Consider the following 14,846-nt stretch of genomic DNA (forward strand, 5'->3'; position numbering starts at 1 on the left):
AGACATCACTCATGCCCACCGTCAGGCACATTCCGGGGCTATACGCCAAACGGCTCCACCCTTATTACATCGTCTCCCCCAGCTATGACCGCAAATCGTCCGGCATCCGCGTCATGCATCAGCTCTGCGCAAGCCTCAACCAGCTGGGAGCCGAGGCCTATATCCGGACGCCTCTCCGCAGCCATGCGCTACACACCCCGCAGCTAACGCCAGACATCCAGAACGAACACCTCGAGGCCGGCCTCAACCCCATCGCCATTTACCCGGAAATCGTCGGCTCCAATCCCTTGGACTGCAACGTGGTGGTCCGCTACATCCTGAACCGACCTGGGTTGCTGGGTGAAAGGCCGAACTACAGCCCGGACGACCTTTACTGGCTCCATAACGCAGAGGTAGCCGAAGCCGTTCCCCATCATGAGGGCGTACTGCACATGCCGGCAGTGGACACCTCGATTTTCAACAACGTGGACAATCCCCACGACAACAACCGGCAAGGCGCGTGCATCTACTTTGGCCGCTACGTCGAAGGAGCCAAAGCTTTTCCCGAACTGACGGACCGGTGCACCGTAATCACCAAGGATTTTCCAACCAGTCACGAGGAACTCGCTGCACTGTTTCGACGCAGCACCCACGTCTACTGCTTCGAGAACACGTCCATCTCGATGGAGGCTCGTCTTTGCGGATGCCCAGTCGTCCAACTGCCCAGTCCCTATGCCGATCCGGACAAACCCTTCGCCGACAGCCTCGGACTCTCGGACGCACTGGTCACCTCCGACGATGCGGAAACACTCGCCGAAGCCCGTCGCCTATTGCCCTCGCTCACCCAGAAGTACAGACGTCTCGAGGCAGCGTACTGGGAAGAACTGGAACGCCTGCTAGACAAGACCCAAGCCGTCGCCGAAAGCCGCCCCAAGACCCACAAGAGCCCGACCAAGGACAATACCCTCCAGCTACATTATTCGAATTGGCGCGCCCGCACGGCATTCGCCGAAATCGATGCGGAGATACTCGCCGAACGCATGATGCTCAAATGGACGAAACGTCCAGGCATTCACCTGCTCATGACCCTCCATGGCAGCGAGGAGGCTCTGCTCGCCGACACACTCGACAGTCTGGCCACGCAGCTATACCCGGACTGGCTGCTTACGGTCGTGACCGACCTGCCCCAACCCGAAGGCCTGGATGAGTCAGCGAACCTGCAGTGGCTTTCTCTGCAGGACGCCGTTCATATCAACTACGTGATCGACGAAGTTGCAGCGGCCTCGCCCGGCTCATGGCTTGCCCGGATCGATCCGGGCCTGAGCCTGGAGCCCCAGGCTCTGCAAGTATTCGCCGATTACATCAATTCTCGGCCGATGTGGCATCTGATTTATTGTGACGAGGACACACGAGAGGCGGATGGGAGCTTGAGCCAACCGCTGTTCAAGCCGGACTTCGATCTCGACCTTTTCAGGGCACAAAATTATATCGGCGCATTCGCCCTGATCAACAAGGAGGCATTCCTGGTTGCCGGGCGCTATGGGGAACACCGTGGCGCCGAGATATACGACCTGAGTCTTCGCATATCAGACCACGTTGGACCACGGGCTATCGGTCATATAAGCCAGATGCTCGTTCATCTCCCCCGCGAGTCGACTCGGGCAATCGCCCCCGAGGCAGAGAAGGCGGCAGTAATCGATCACCTGGAACGCCAAGGAGTACCGGCGAAGGTGAGCGACGGGATCGTTTACGGCACCCGCCGCATCGACTATCTCTGGCCCGAAAATCCGTTGGTCAGCATCGTCATCCAGACCAGGGATCGCGAAGAATATTTGCGCCCCCTGCTCGAAAGCATGCATGAGCTCACGCAATACACCAACTACGAGCTCGTGATCGTCGACAACGAAACCAGCGACCCCGATGCGCTTGAATGGTTGAAGGCTCTGCCGAGCGATCCGCGCTGGCATGGCCGCATGACGGTAATTGAAAGAAAGGGCAAGTTCAACTGGTCCGCGGGAGCAAACATCGGCGCGGGAGCAGCCAGTGGAAAATATCTGCTGTTCCTGGACAACGATATTCACGTTGTTCAGAAGGAGTGGCTGGGCAGGATGCTAGGCATCGCGCAGCGCCCGGAGGTCGGTATTGTCGGACCACGCCTTGCTTTCGCCGAGACCGCGAAGATTCAGGATGGCGGCTGGATCCTCGGGCTGAATGGCCTCGCGGCGACCCCTTGGAACTGCGAAATGGAATTGACTGAGCCCGGGTACATGGGTCGTGCAGTCTGTGATCAGCACGTGGGGGCGGTGAGCGGCTCCGCATTGCTCGTTCGTGCATCCCTTTTCGACGACTTATGCGGCTTCAACGAAACCGATTTTCCGCAATTCAACGGAGCGCTTGACCTCTGCCTTCGTGTTTCGGAAAGAGGCCTCCAGATCGTGTGGACACCCTACTCGATGCTTGTACACTACGGAGGCGTATCGACCCACGAGCGTCGGAAAGACATAGCCAGTGCGCTAGAAGACGTCATTGCAGGCAAGGTCGAGCGTGAAGGCATTCTGCAAAGATGGCTCCCCGTGCTCGCCAGCGACCCCGGGTACAATAAGAATCTCAGCCTCGTCGAGACATTCAAGCCGGATCACATCGCGCCGATCGTGTGGGACACCAATTTCCACGATCGCTCGCGGATCCTGGGCATCCCATTGAGCGGCGGGGCTGGCGAGTACCGTCTTCGCGCGCCCTTGCGCATCATCGCGCGTGCCGGGTTGGCGCAGACCGCGATCTGCGAGCCTCCCGCTCATCTGAGCGTCCGAGTCCTCTCACCTATCGAGATCGCCCGGACCGCACCGGATTCGATCATTTTCCATCAACCGGTCGACGACCATCAGACGAACACACTACAGAGTCTGGCCAATCTCCTCCCTCGGGTACGTCGGATCATCACAATCGATGACTTGTTCACCGCGGTCCCCAAGAAGAACTCGTTCTACAAGTTTCAATACAAGGATGCCCGCCCCCGCCTGCGGAGAACGCTGGGCTTGGCCGACAAACTGGTCGTCAGCACCCAGCCGCTTGCAGACTTCTGCTCGAGCATGATCGAAGACATCCGTATCATGCCCAACTGCCTCGAGAGAGCGATCTGGGACGGAGCCCGGCCGCCAGCGCTCCCACGACGCAAACCCCGGGTGGGATGGGCGGGTGCCCAGCAGCACCTTGGCGATCTCGAGATCATCTATCCGGTCGTCGAGGCCCTTTCGGAAGAAGTGGATTGGATCTTCATGGGGATGTGCCCCGACCCTCTCCGTCCTTTCGTGCGAGAGTTTCATGACTTCGTTCGAGACTTCGAAGCCTATCCCGCGGCACTCGCCAAGCTCGACCTGGATCTCGCGATCGCGCCACTCGAGCTGAATGCCTTCAACGAGGCGAAGAGCAACCTGCGACTGCTCGAGTATGGCTTCATGGGTTGGCCGGTGATCTGCACCGACATCTTCCCTTATCAGGATGCGCCGGTGACCCGCCTGCCGAACGAGCCCCAGAGGTGGATTTCCGCGATCCGCGAGCACTTGGCCGAACCCGAAGCCATGCGAGCTGCCGGCAAGGCACTACAGGAATGGGTCCTCGCCAACTTCATCCTTGAGGATCACGCGACCGACTGGCTCGAGGCCTACGGTCCCTGAGCCTTTGCGCGCCCCGGACGGCGCGCAGGATCGGCCCACGACCGACCCCGCGCGCCGAAGACATCGGCGGATCCAGCGCACGACAGTCGGAAGATCGAAAAAGCACTCAAGAAGCAGAGCACCGTTGCCGTAACAGCATTCAAGAGCACGACAAACGCTCCGCACCCGACGAGGCAACCGACGCAACCTGCGGGTGAATGACCAACCTGATATCCCAGGAGAAAAATCATGACCCAGACGATCAACACCAACGTCGCCTCGCTCAACGCGCAGCGTAACCTCACCTCCTCCCAGAGCTCGCTGGGCACGACCCTGCAGCGCCTCTCCTCCGGCCTCCGGGTGAATAGCGCCAAGGACGACGCTGCCGGTCTCGCGATCGCCGAACGCATGAACTCCCAGGTGCGCGGCATGAACGTCGCAATCCGCAACTCCAGCGACGCCATCTCGCTCTCTCAGACGGCCGAAGGTGCGCTGGGCAAGATCGGTGATTCCCTGCAACGCATGCGCGACCTCGCTGTCCAGTCGGCAAACGGAACCAACACTTCCGGCGACCGTGACAACCTGCAACTCGAATTCCGGCAGCTTCAGGATGAGATCCTTCGTGTGACCAAGGACACGAAGTTCAACAACCAGGCGGTCCTTGCCGGCACGAACTTCACCTTCCAGGTCGGGGCAAACACGGGTGAAACCATTGGCGTCTCCGCGACTGCGGTCTCGGCGACGAACATCCAGAGCGCAGCGATGACCGGCGCCAGCGCAATCGCAGTGAGTGGCACGGATGCCTCATCGGCAACGGCTGCCATCGCAGCAATCGACCTCGCGATTTCCGAGGTGGTCAAACAACGCGCAACCTTTGGTGCAGCGCAGACTCGCTTCGAGTCCGTGATCTCGAACCTCCAGGTCGCCTCCGAAAACCAGGCTGCCGCCCGCGGCCGCATCATGGACGCCGACTTCGCAACCGAAACCGCGAACCTGTCGCGCACCCAGATCCTTCAGCAGGCCGGTACCGCGATGCTGGCGCAGGCGAACTCGCTGCCGCAGAACGTGCTGTCCCTGCTCCGCTGATTCTCGGCAAGCGTCATGAACCGATCGGCGCGGAGCGTAGAATACGCTTCGCGCCGTTGGCCCATCAGGAGGTCGAATCATGTCAATCCAACCCATCAACAACGCGTCGATGTCGATGCAGGCGATGACCGCCGCGCCGGTTCGCGATGCCCAAGCGGCACGCAACCAGGCCGATGCGCCCGCCGGCGGCTCCCGTGCCGCGGAAGCACGCGGAGAGATCATCCAGCAGAACATCAGTCCACAGGACCAGAATCCGCGCACTCCCGACATCGGCGAGGTGCAAAAGGCCCTCGAGGAGGTCGAGAAGGCGGTCGCGCCCATGGCGCAGAGCCTGCAGTTCTCGCTCGACAAGGATTCCGGCAGGACCGTGGTCAAGGTCATGGACACCGACACCAACGAGGTCATCCGCCAGATTCCGTCCGAAGAAGTGCTCGCCATATCGAAGGCGGTCGATAAGCTGAAGGGTCTGCTCCTCAAGCAGCAGGCCTGAGCGGCAGGAGGGTAGCAACATGGCAATCAGCGCAGCAGGGGTCGGCTCGGGGCTGGACGTCGGCAGCATCCTCAACCAGTTGATGGCGGTCGAACGCCAGCCGCTGAGTCGCCTGCAGGAGCAGCAGAAGAGCTATCAATCCAAGCTCTCGGCCTTCGGGCAACTGCAGAGCGCCATGTCCAAGCTGCAGGACGCCGCAACGGCGCTGACCAAGTCGAGCACCTTCTCGGCCACGACGGCGAGCGCGGGCGACACCAAGGCGTTCACGGTCAGCTCGACCGCCTCGGCGCAGACGGGCAGCTACAACATCGAAGTCAGCCAGCTCGCCCGCGCGCAGCGCACTGCCACGAGCGCCACAACCGCACCCGATCTCAGTGGTGGTGGCTCGATCGACATTACCCTCGGCACAGGCACGCCGAAGACGGTCAATCTCGCGGCTGGGGGTACGCTGCAGGACCTGCGCGATGCGATCAATGCCGCCGATGCCGGGGTCAGTGCTCAAATCGTCAATAACGGCACGGTCAATCAGCTCGTCATCAGCAGCAAGGAAACCGGGGCAGCCAGCGCCTTCAAGCTCGAGGGCTTCGGCGGATTGAGCGAATTCAGCTTCGACCCCGCGGCACCCGCTGGCGACATGGTCTCGGTCCAGCAGGCCAAGGACGCGAAGCTCAGCATCGACGGTCTTGCGATCACTCGTTCCAGCAACACGGTGAGCGATGCGATCGAGGGCGTGACGCTAACACTCGCCAAGCCGACCGAAAGCGAAACCACCATGACCGTGGCCCGCAACGACGAGACGGCCAAGAAGGCGATCGACGATTTCGCCAAGGCGTACAACGAGCTCAATTCGCTGATCCGCAGTCAGACCAGCTACAACGCCGAGACCAAGAAGGCCGGCACCTTGAACGGCGACACCGGCGTACGGTCGATCCAGAGCCAGCTTCGCGGCGTCTTCGCAAATCCGATCTCGGGCCTGAGTGGCGCGACCATGCTGTCCGATGCCGGGATCAGCATCAGGACGGACGGGAGCATGTCGGTCGACAGCACCAAGCTTGCTTCAGCCCTTGCCGACCCATCGAAGAAGATCGCTGAGCTCTTTGCCGGCAACGGCACCGTGGATGGCTTTGCCAAGACCTTGGAAACCCGCATCAAGGACATGCTTGCGACGGATGGCCTGCTGACGTCACGAACCGACGGCATCAATCGCACGATCAAGTCCTTCGATTCCCGCATTGAAGCATTCGAGTTGCGGCTCGAAAAGGTGCAGGCGCGCTACAGCGCGCAGTTCACCGCACTCGATGCCGCCATGTCGAGCATGAGCACAACCAGCGCTTACCTGACCCAGCAACTCGCCAACCTCTAAGCCGCACACTTCGGACGAGCGTTTCCAGGAGAGAAGAAAAAATGTTTGGAGGTTTCGGTAACCGCGCCGCCGCCTACGCAAAGGTCAGCGTCGAAACCGGCGTCAATACCGCCGACCCGCACAAGCTGATCCTGATGCTGTTCGACGGCGCCCTGCTGCAGGTGCGCACCGCCGGCATCGCGATCGGCAACCAGGACATTCCCGGCAAGGGCACGGCGATCTCCAAGGCGATCGAGATCATCATCAACGGCCTCAAGGTCAGCCTCGACATGAATGCCGGCGGCGAGCTCGCGCAGCGCCTCGCCGCGCTCTACGACTACATGAGCGAGCGCCTGCTCTACGCCAACCTGCACAACAGCCAGCCCGCGCTCGACGAAGTGGCGGGTTTGCTGGCGACGCTGCGCGAGGCCTGGGCGGAGATCCGCAGCCAGGTGCAGCCGAGCGCGGCGTGAGGCTGCGGCCGGGCGCATTTCTTGCATCGGCATTTGTTGCTTCTTGCTTTTCGTAGGAGCGACGCAAGTCGCGAAGCAACCGCAATCCCGATCGCCGCTGCCCGTGCGATAGACGAGCCGGGCGAAGGATCGCCGCCGGTGGTGGTGGGCGCGGAGTGCATTTCGTGACGGGGGTGATCGCGACTTGTGTCGCTCCTACAGGTGCGTGCTGCGTTGTTGTCGATGATCGAACCGCTTCCCGATGAGTCCTCTTCCGTCATGCTGACCCTGCCCACCCTCGCCGCCCTGCTCGAGCGCTACGAAGCGATGGCCGAGGCGGCGCGTGCGAACGACTGGGAGCGCCTTTCGGCGCTCGAACGCGAGGCCGCGGCGCTGCGCGAGGCGGCGCGAGGGAATACGTGGGGCGCAATGGACGACGCAGCCGCGCTGGCCAGGCTGCCGCCGGCGGACGCCGCCGAGCTGCGCGAGGGCATCGCGCGCCTGCTGGCGCTCGACGCCGAGATCCGCAGCCACACCGATCCCTTCCTCTCCAGCGTGCGCAAGCTGCTCTCCGCCGGGCGCCAGGAGCGCGCGCTGCGCGACGCCTACGGCGCGTCCTCGCGCTGAGGCCGACGCGCCCTGACCGGCCGGGCCCGATGGAGCGCATGCGATGATCCCCTCCGACCTCGCCGCCCGCCTGCGCACGCTCACCGAAGCGAGCTTCTTCGAGACCGAGCCGCCAGTCCCCGGCCTGCAGCGCGCACGCGAGATCCAGGCCCGCCTGCCCGAGCTCGTGCCCGGCCAGCGCTTCCTCGCCACCTTGCAGCGCACCCTGCCCGACGGCAGCTTCCGCGCCGTGGTGGCCGGACAGCAGATGACGCTGGCGCTCGACGGCTCGGCCAAGGCCGGCGACACGCTCGAGCTCGAGGTCACCCAGCTCACCCCGCGCACGGTGTTCGCGCGCGTGGTGGGCGGCGAGGCGGCCACGACCGCCGGCGCCTCGGCGCAACCGGCGCTGAGCCAGACCGGGCGCCTGATCAGCTTTCTGCTCACCGGCCAGCCGGTGCCCTCGCCGGCAAGCCTTGCCGGCAACCGCCCGCTGCTCGACGCTCCTCCCACCGCCGGCAGCCAGCTCGTGCCGGTGCTGCGCCAGGCGCTCGGGCAGAGCGGGCTGTTCTACGAATCGCACCAGGTGCAGTGGGTGCTCGGCAAGCTCGAAACCGCCGCGCTGCTGCGCGAGCCGCAGGGGCAGGCGGGCGGGGCGAACACGGCGGGAGGCGGAGCGGGTGCGAGCGCGGGAGGCGCGGCGGCGGCTGCAGCAGGCGGGGCTGCTGCGAGCGGACCCGGCGCGACGGCTGCCGCCGCTGCGGGCCCGGCCACCGCGACCGCAGGCCAGGCCGGCGGGACCACGGCCGAAACGGCCTCGCGCGCGACGGAAGCCACCGCAAGCCGCAGCGCCGCCGACACCGAGGCCAACCGCAGCGCCTCCACCACCGCACGTGCCGCCCTCGACGAGACCGCAGCCCCCCGCCCCGGCGCCATTCCCGAGCGCCTGATGCCGGTGGTGCACCAGCAGCTCGACGCGCTCGCCACCCAGCAATATGTCTGGCAGGGCCAGGCATGGCCGGGGCAGAACTTCGAGTGGTGGATCGAGGACCCGCAGCATGAGGGCGAGCACGCCGGCGACGAGCCCGAGAACACCTGGAACACGACGCTGCGCCTCACCCTGCCACGGCTCGGCGGCGTCGAAGCCCGGCTCCACCTCACCCCCGCCGGTGTCGCTCTGCGCCTGGTCGCCGACGACCGCGCCACCCTGCAGACCCTGGACGGCGGCGCCGCCGCGCTCGCCTCGGCCCTCGAAGCCGCCAACCTCAAGCTCACCGGGCTGGTGATCGAGCCGCGCGCAGTGGCGCCGAATAGGGAGGTGGCAAGCGATGCCTGACAAGTACATCCTGCGACGCAACCAGACCGCCGCCTGTACCAGCGGGCACCGAGCCGCCGCCCATGCCTGACACCCGCCCACCGCTGCGCAACGAGGCCGTCGCCCTCGCCTACACCGCCGGCGAGGCCGCGCCGCGCGTGGTCGCAAAGGGCAAGGGCGTGGTGGCGCGCGAGATCCTCGAGCGCGCGCGCGAGGCCGGGGTGTTCGTGCATGAGTCGCCGGAGCTGGTCGCGCTGCTGATGCAGGTCGACCTCGACGCCCGCATCCCGCCCCAGCTCTACGTCGCGGTCGCCGAGCTGCTCGCCTGGCTCTACCGCCTCGAACAAGGCGCCGAAGCCGGTGCCGCGCCGGTCGCCCGCGATCTGCCGGAGTCGCTCCGCCCGCGCCCGTCCTCTGCCGAACCATGAGACTGCCGCGCCGATCGCGACTTGCGTCGCTCCTACATCCCACCCCAGGCACCGCGGGCCTGCCGTAGGAGCGACGCCAGTCGCGATTCTGCCGGCAAGGACAGGCGCCGTTCGACTTCCACGCCCCGATGATCGCGACTTGCATCGCACCTGCGGGGCCTCCCGGACGCCGCGGCCTCGCGGGGCGCGCTACCACGCCCCCGGGGCGTGTCTCGTGATATAAGAAAACGAGTTTGTGCAGCAGCCGTGCGCTGCCTCAAGCGACGAGCCCCAAGGCATGACGATCGACCAAGAAGACACCCGCATCGAACTCATCCACGCCGACGACGAGGCGAAGTACGTGCTGCGCGACGCGCGCGAGATCCTCGCGATCGTGCGCAACCTGCTCGGTGCGCGGGCGCTCGTGAGCGCACGGCTGGCGCCGGGCAACGAATCCGTGCTGTCCACCCTTGTCGCGGTCGCGGAAGACGGCACCAGCCTGCTGCTCGACGGCAGCGCCGACCCGCTGCAGAACCAGCGCATGGAGCGCGCCGACGCGCTCGACTGCGTGACCCAGCTCGACAAGGTGCGTATCCAGTTCCTGCTGCGCGGCCAGCGCCTCGTCGAGGACGGCGGCAGCCCGGGCTTCCGCGCGCCGCTGCCGGAAGCCCTGCTGCGCCTGCAGCGACGCGAGTTCTACCGCCTGCAGACGCCGATCTCGGAGGGGGTGAGCTGCACGCTGGCCCTCCCCCGTGTCGACGGCAGCCGGCGCGAGGCCGAGCTGCGCATCCTCGACATCAGCGGCGGCGGCGTGGCGATCGCGGTGCCGCCGGTGGGCGTGCACTTCGAGCCCGGAACCGAGTTCCCCGACAGCCTGCTGCGCCTGCCCGACACCGCACCGATTTCCGCGCGCCTGGTGGTGCGCAACCTCTTCCGCATCACCCGGCGCGGCGGCGCCGAGGTGCTGCGTGCCGGCTGCGAGTTCGCCGACCTGCCGCGCGGCGCCGAGGACGCGATCCAGCGCTACATCCTGCGCGCCGAGCGCACCCGCAACGCGCGCGAGCGCGGCCGCTTGTGAACCCGCGGCACCCCACCCGCCTCCCGACCCTGCCCAAGACACGATAGCCCCGCATGGCCGAACTCAGCACCCCAAGCCCCGCCAGCCCGGCACCGCTCGACGGCGGACGCGGCGACGAGCTCGAGAAATTCACCCTGCGCGGCGCGCGCCAGATCCTGCAGCTGCTGCAGGATCTCATCACCCACCGCGGCTTGATCACCGCCCACACCGGCGGCGGCCACTCCTTCATGACCGCGGTGCTGAAGGTGGACGAAGAGCGCGGGCGCGTGGTGCTCGACCCCAGCCCCGACCCCCAGGCCAACCGCCGTGCGCTCGCCGCGCCGCGCCTGACCTGCGTGACCCAGCTCGACGGCATCCGCATCCAGTTCCCGCTCGTCGGCCTCGGCGAAGGCCAGGACAAGGGCCGCCCCGCCCTCTTCGCACCCCTGCCCGCCGAGATGCTGCGCCTGCAGCGGCGCGAGTTCTACCGCCTGCAGGTACCGCTCGCGCACGAGCTGAGCTGCCTGTTGAAAGCGGAGGACCTCGCCCGCAAGCCGGTGGAGGTGAGCGCACGCGTGATCGACATCGGTGCCGGAGGGGTGGCGGTGGTGGTGCCCACGGGGGCGGCGGAATTCGTCATCGGCGGCACACTGCCGGCCTGCCGCCTCGCGCTGCCGGACGGCGAGCCGATCGAACTCGACCTCGAGGTGAGAAACCTCAACCGCCAGACGCAGCGCAACGGCACCGAACAACTGCGGGTGGGCCTGCGCTTCGCCGCCCTGCCGCGCGCTGCGGACACCCGCATCCAGCGCTACATCTTCAAGACGGAACGCGCGCTCAACGCCAAGGCACGCGGAGGCCTGTAGGCTTGATGCCAAGCCTTTCCGCAGCGCCCCGGTCGCGACTTGCGTCACCTGCATCCCACCCGAGACGCCGGGGGTCTTCGTAGGAGCGACGCAAGTCGCGATTCCGGCGCTCGAAATGCGCGACAACGCCCCGGTCGCGACTTGCGTCGCTCCTACGGGAGAACCGCGGCGAAGCCGGTCAGACCGGCATGTTCATAATGTCCTGATACGCCGTGACCAAGCGGTTGCGGACCTGGACCATCTGCTGGAAGGACATGCTGGCCTTTTGCAGGTTGACCATGACGTCCTGCAGATTGACGTTGGGGTCGCCGGCGGAGAAGTTTTGCGCCATCGCGCGCGCCTCGCCCTGGGCGGCGCTGACGTCTTTCAAGGCGGTGTTGAGCACGTCGGCGAAGTTGACGCCTCCCGCGGGCGCGTCCGCGGCGGGTGCGGCCTTGCCTTGCGCGGCCTGCGACACCGAGCGCAGTTCGCTCAGCATCTGGTCGATTCCACGGGTGTCCATAGCGTAATCCCCCGGCTTCAGGGTGGTCGGTGACGTCAGTGTAGCAGAGCAAATCGCGTGCCAGAGCCGCCGGGGACGCGCGGTCGTTGCGGTTTTCGTAGGAGCGACGCAAGTCGCGACGACGGCGTCGGCACTGATTCCATGCGCCCGATCGCGACTTGCGTCGCTCCCACAGGCGCCTTCGGAAGAGGGTTGACTTGCCGTAGGAGCGACGCAAGTCGCGAGCGGGCGATCGTGCAATCCGGTGGCCGATGGGCGGCCGGAAAGGGCTGCGGGGCCGGGATCGCGACTCGCGTCGCTCCCACAGGGCGCCCGGTCTCACACGTCGTGGCCCTCCTCGCGGTATTGCTGCAGCTTGTAGCGCAGGGTGCGCTCGGAGATGCCGAGCTTTTCCACGGTCTTCTTGCGCGAGCCGCCGAACTCGCGCAGCGTGGCGAGGATGTGCTCGCGCTCGAGGTCTTTCATGTTGGTCGGGCGCTCGGGAGCCGGACCGGCCGTGCCGGCCCCGGCGGCCTGCCCGCTACCCGACTGCACGGCCGCGACACCCCCCTGCATCCCGGGAGAAGCGGCAAGCCCTGCCGCCCCGCCGGCAGAATTTGCCGGCTCCGGCTTCCATTGTGGCAAGCACAGGCGGATCGTCTCGGCGCTCACCTCGTCGCCCTGGGTCAGGATCAGCACGCGGTGCATGATGTTTTCCAGCTCGCGCACGTTGCCCGGCCAGGCGTACTGCGGCAGCAGCGCCTCGGCGGCGGGCGAGAAGCGCACCTGGCGCTGCTGGCGGGCGGCGTGGCGGGCGAGGAAGTGGCGCGCCAGCGGCACGATGTCGCCCGGGCGCTCGCGCAGCGCGGGGATGGCGATCGGGAACACGTTGAGGCGGTAATACAGATCCTCGCGGAAGTGCCCGGCGGCGACCTCGCCGAGCATGTCGCGGTTGCTGGTGGCGAGCACGCGGATGTCGAGGGCCACCGGCTTCTTGCCGCCGACGCGCTCGACCTCGCGCTCCTGCAGCACGCGCAGCAGCTTGGCCTGCAGGCCGAGCGGCATCTCGGAGATCTCGTCGAGCAGGATGGTGCCGCCCTGGGCCTGCTCGAACTTGCCCGGCTGCGCCGCCTGCGCACCGGTGAAGGCGCCCTTCTCGTAGCCGAAGAGCGTGGCCTCGAGCAGGTTCTCGGGGATGGCCGCACAGTTGATCGCGATGAAGGGGCCCTTGGCGCGCGGCGAATGCTGGTGGATGTAACGCGCGAAGACCTCCTTGCCGGTGCCGGACTCGCCCGAGAGCATCACCGTCGCATCCGACTCGGCCACGCGCGCAGCGAGCGCGAGCAGGCCGCGGGTGTGGGGGTCCTCGGCGATGGTGTCCTCGCCCGCGGGCTGCACCGCGGCGTAGCGGCGCACGCTCTCGAGCAGCACCTCGGGCTCGAAGGGCTTCATCAGGAAGTCGCAGGCGCCGCCGCGCATCGCCGCCACCGCCTTGTCGACGTCGCCATAGGCGGTCATCAGCAGCACCGGCGTCTGCGGCCGGCGCGCGCGCACCTCGTGCAGCACCTGCAGGCCGTCCATGGGCTGCATGCGCAGGTCGGTGACGACCAGGTTGAAGTGCTCGCGCTCGATCGCCGCGAGCGCCGCCGCGCCGCCATCGACGCCGACGACGCGGTGGTGCGCCATCTCCAGCGTGAAACAGACCGCGTCGCGCAGCGCGGCGTCGTCCTCGACGACGAGGATGTTGAGGGTCTCGATCATGGGTTCTCTTGTGCGCCAATGGGCGCCGCCGCCAGCGGCACGACGAGGGTGAATTCCGCGCCCTGCCCGGGCGCGGAGCGCAGGGTGATGTCGCCGCCATGGGCGCGCGCGACGCCGCGGGCGATCGCCAGGCCCAGCCCGGTGCCTTCGGCGCGGGTGGTGAAGAAGGGCTCGAAGAGGCGCTCCTGCAGCTCGGGGGCGATGCCGCGGCCGCTGTCGCGCACCGTGAAGCGCACCGCGGGCGCGCCCACGCCGGCGTCGGCGGCGCCGACCAGCACGGCCTCGCAGCGCAGCGTGCCGCCCGCCTCGCAGGCCTGGATGCCATTCTCCAGCAGGTTGGTGAGCGCGCCGCCGAGCGCCTTGCGGTCGCCGACCAGTTCGGCCGCGCCGCAGGCGCAGTCGGCCGCGAACGCCACCTGGCGCGCGCGCGCCACCGGTTCCAGCGTGTGCGCGAGCTCGGCGAGCAGCTCGCACACCGCGAAGCGCTGACGTCCGGCGCTGTCGCCGCGCGCGAACAGCAGCATGTCGCGGATGAGGCGCTCGAGGTAGCGCAGGCGTTCGAGCGCGCGGTCGGCCACCATGGCGCGCTGCGCCGGGTCGAGCTCGGGCTGGCGCAGGTTGCCGGTGTATAGCAGCGCGGCGGCGAGCGGCGTGCGCAACTGGTGGGCGAGCCCGGCGACCATCTCGCCCATCGCCGCAAGGCGCTCGTTGCGCTCGGCGGTCAGGCGCATGCGATGGGTGTCGGTGACGTCGTGAACGAGCAGGATGCGCTCGGCACCGGAGTCGAGCTCGGACTCGGACAGGGCCAAGCGGCGCGGGTCGCCATCGACCGCGGCGGGGTCGCGGCGCAGCACGAATTCGCCCGGGGTGCCGCTATCTTCGAGGCGGGCGGCGAGCTCCGCCCACGCCACCCCGGCAAGCCCGCCTCCGAACAAGCTCTCGGCAGCGCGGTTGGCCTGCACCACGGTGCCGGCACGATCGACCACCAGCACCCCGGCGGGCAGCGCCCCCATCAGCACCGACAGGCGTTCGCTGAGCTGGCCGACCTGGGCCTGCAGCGCGGCGTAGGCGGTGGAGAGCTCCTCGGAGGCGCGGCTGAAGAGCGCGAAGGCCTCGGCGAGCTGGGCGGCGTCGAGCACCGGCGCCGCGGCGGGCATGCTCCCTGCTTGATCGGAGGCGACGACTGCGGCCCGCATGGGAAGGTCCGAATCCGTTTTCACGGGATGCACTCTAAATGCACAGGCCGCCATGGTAGCCGGCAAACAGGCGGCAAAAAATGCCGCTTTTCACGCCACGAGGCTTGCACGCGCGGACGCACAATGCCGCCATCCGCCAAAGCGTATGCAACAGG

General features: G+C 66.9%; 13 protein-coding genes. 10 read left to right on the top strand and 3 right to left on the bottom strand.

The annotated features are described in order from the left end of the window. Nucleotides 1-11 precede the first annotated feature (11 nt). From TMZ1T_RS13750 to TMZ1T_RS13795, 10 genes are all read left to right on the top strand, one after another. Entirely contained in the window at nt 12-3,653 is a 3,642-nt protein-coding gene (locus TMZ1T_RS13750; protein ID WP_012585734.1) for a glycosyltransferase, read from the top strand. A 228-nt stretch (nt 3,654-3,881) separates the two neighbouring features. Next, nucleotides 3,882-4,718 carry a flagellin N-terminal helical domain-containing protein gene (locus tag TMZ1T_RS13755; protein WP_012585735.1) on the top strand — a complete coding sequence of 279 codons (837 nt, stop codon included), beginning with the start codon at nt 3,882-3,884 and terminating at the stop codon, nt 4,716-4,718. A 79-nt stretch (nt 4,719-4,797) separates the two neighbouring features. Continuing rightward, a complete protein-coding gene (locus tag TMZ1T_RS13760; protein ID WP_004305648.1) occupies nt 4,798-5,208 on the top strand; it encodes a flagellar protein FlaG in 411 nt (136 codons plus the stop codon). A 19-nt stretch (nt 5,209-5,227) separates the two neighbouring features. After that, nucleotides 5,228-6,571, top strand: a complete 1,344-nt coding sequence (gene fliD, locus TMZ1T_RS13765; protein WP_012585736.1) for a flagellar filament capping protein FliD — start codon at nt 5,228-5,230, stop codon at nt 6,569-6,571. 41 nt (nt 6,572-6,612) lie between these two features. Further along, on the top strand, nt 6,613-7,023 hold the full coding sequence (gene fliS / locus TMZ1T_RS13770) for a flagellar export chaperone FliS (protein WP_004305645.1): 411 nt from the start codon (nt 6,613-6,615) through the stop codon (nt 7,021-7,023). A 222-nt stretch (nt 7,024-7,245) separates the two neighbouring features. Then, the gene (locus TMZ1T_RS13775) at nt 7,246-7,629 is read left to right on the top strand and encodes a flagellar protein FliT (protein ID WP_004305642.1); all 384 of its coding nucleotides are present in this window, start codon (nt 7,246-7,248) and stop codon (nt 7,627-7,629) included. 43 nt (nt 7,630-7,672) lie between these two features. Then, nucleotides 7,673-8,944 carry a flagellar hook-length control protein FliK gene (gene fliK / locus TMZ1T_RS13780; RefSeq protein ID WP_012585738.1) on the top strand — a complete coding sequence of 424 codons (1,272 nt, stop codon included), beginning with the start codon at nt 7,673-7,675 and terminating at the stop codon, nt 8,942-8,944. Between the two features lie 62 nt (nt 8,945-9,006). Then, nucleotides 9,007-9,351, top strand: coding sequence for an EscU/YscU/HrcU family type III secretion system export apparatus switch protein (locus TMZ1T_RS13785; protein ID WP_004321904.1), 345 nt, complete (start codon nt 9,007-9,009; stop codon nt 9,349-9,351). A gap of 277 nt (nt 9,352-9,628) precedes the next feature. Further along, the gene (locus TMZ1T_RS13790) at nt 9,629-10,408 is read left to right on the top strand and encodes a flagellar brake protein (protein WP_004321903.1); all 780 of its coding nucleotides are present in this window, start codon (nt 9,629-9,631) and stop codon (nt 10,406-10,408) included. A 53-nt stretch (nt 10,409-10,461) separates the two neighbouring features. After that, the gene (locus tag TMZ1T_RS13795) at nt 10,462-11,253 is read left to right on the top strand and encodes a flagellar brake protein (protein WP_004321902.1); all 792 of its coding nucleotides are present in this window, start codon (nt 10,462-10,464) and stop codon (nt 11,251-11,253) included. 178 nt (nt 11,254-11,431) lie between these two features. Here the strand turns inward: TMZ1T_RS13795 and fliE are convergent, their stop codons facing one another. The 3 genes from fliE to TMZ1T_RS13810 all read right to left on the bottom strand — a co-directional run bounded on the left by fliE (nt 11,432) and on the right by TMZ1T_RS13810 (nt 14,652). After that, entirely contained in the window at nt 11,432-11,755 is a 324-nt protein-coding gene (gene fliE, locus TMZ1T_RS13800) for a flagellar hook-basal body complex protein FliE (protein ID WP_004321899.1), read from the bottom strand. A gap of 318 nt (nt 11,756-12,073) precedes the next feature. Next, nucleotides 12,074-13,495, bottom strand: coding sequence for a sigma-54-dependent transcriptional regulator (locus tag TMZ1T_RS13805; RefSeq protein WP_004321897.1), 1,422 nt, complete (start codon nt 13,493-13,495; stop codon nt 12,074-12,076). Further along, nucleotides 13,492-14,652 (bottom strand): sensor histidine kinase, encoded by a 1,161-nt coding sequence (locus tag TMZ1T_RS13810; protein ID WP_004321896.1) that lies wholly within the window; start codon nt 14,650-14,652, stop codon nt 13,492-13,494. Before TMZ1T_RS13810 ends, TMZ1T_RS13805 begins: the two co-directional genes overlap by 4 nt. Nucleotides 14,653-14,846: the final 194 nt, after the last annotated feature.

Origin of the sequence: Thauera aminoaromatica (assembly GCF_000021765.1) — a bacterium.
GTDB lineage: Bacteria > Pseudomonadota > Gammaproteobacteria > Burkholderiales > Rhodocyclaceae > Thauera > Thauera aminoaromatica.

What these genes read in the sequence shown, in the direction of transcription:
- TMZ1T_RS13750 (WP_012585734.1), top strand. Translation starts at nt 12, where the DNA reads ATGCCCACCGTCAGGCACATTCCGGGGCTATACGCCAAACGGCTCCAC.
- TMZ1T_RS13755 (WP_012585735.1), top strand. Translation starts at nt 3,882, where the DNA reads ATGACCCAGACGATCAACACCAACGTCGCCTCGCTCAACGCGCAGCGT.
- TMZ1T_RS13760 (WP_004305648.1), top strand. Translation starts at nt 4,798, where the DNA reads ATGTCAATCCAACCCATCAACAACGCGTCGATGTCGATGCAGGCGATG.
- fliD (WP_012585736.1), top strand. Translation starts at nt 5,228, where the DNA reads ATGGCAATCAGCGCAGCAGGGGTCGGCTCGGGGCTGGACGTCGGCAGC.
- fliS (WP_004305645.1), top strand. Translation starts at nt 6,613, where the DNA reads ATGTTTGGAGGTTTCGGTAACCGCGCCGCCGCCTACGCAAAGGTCAGC.
- TMZ1T_RS13775 (WP_004305642.1), top strand. Translation starts at nt 7,246, where the DNA reads ATGATCGAACCGCTTCCCGATGAGTCCTCTTCCGTCATGCTGACCCTG.
- fliK (WP_012585738.1), top strand. Translation starts at nt 7,673, where the DNA reads ATGATCCCCTCCGACCTCGCCGCCCGCCTGCGCACGCTCACCGAAGCG.
- TMZ1T_RS13785 (WP_004321904.1), top strand. Translation starts at nt 9,007, where the DNA reads ATGCCTGACACCCGCCCACCGCTGCGCAACGAGGCCGTCGCCCTCGCC.
- TMZ1T_RS13790 (WP_004321903.1), top strand. Translation starts at nt 9,629, where the DNA reads ATGACGATCGACCAAGAAGACACCCGCATCGAACTCATCCACGCCGAC.
- TMZ1T_RS13795 (WP_004321902.1), top strand. Translation starts at nt 10,462, where the DNA reads ATGGCCGAACTCAGCACCCCAAGCCCCGCCAGCCCGGCACCGCTCGAC.
- fliE (WP_004321899.1), bottom strand. Translation starts at nt 11,755, where the DNA reads ATGGACACCCGTGGAATCGACCAGATGCTGAGCGAACTGCGCTCGGTG.
- TMZ1T_RS13805 (WP_004321897.1), bottom strand. Translation starts at nt 13,495, where the DNA reads ATGATCGAGACCCTCAACATCCTCGTCGTCGAGGACGACGCCGCGCTG.
- TMZ1T_RS13810 (WP_004321896.1), bottom strand. Translation starts at nt 14,652, where the DNA reads ATGCCCGCCGCGGCGCCGGTGCTCGACGCCGCCCAGCTCGCCGAGGCC.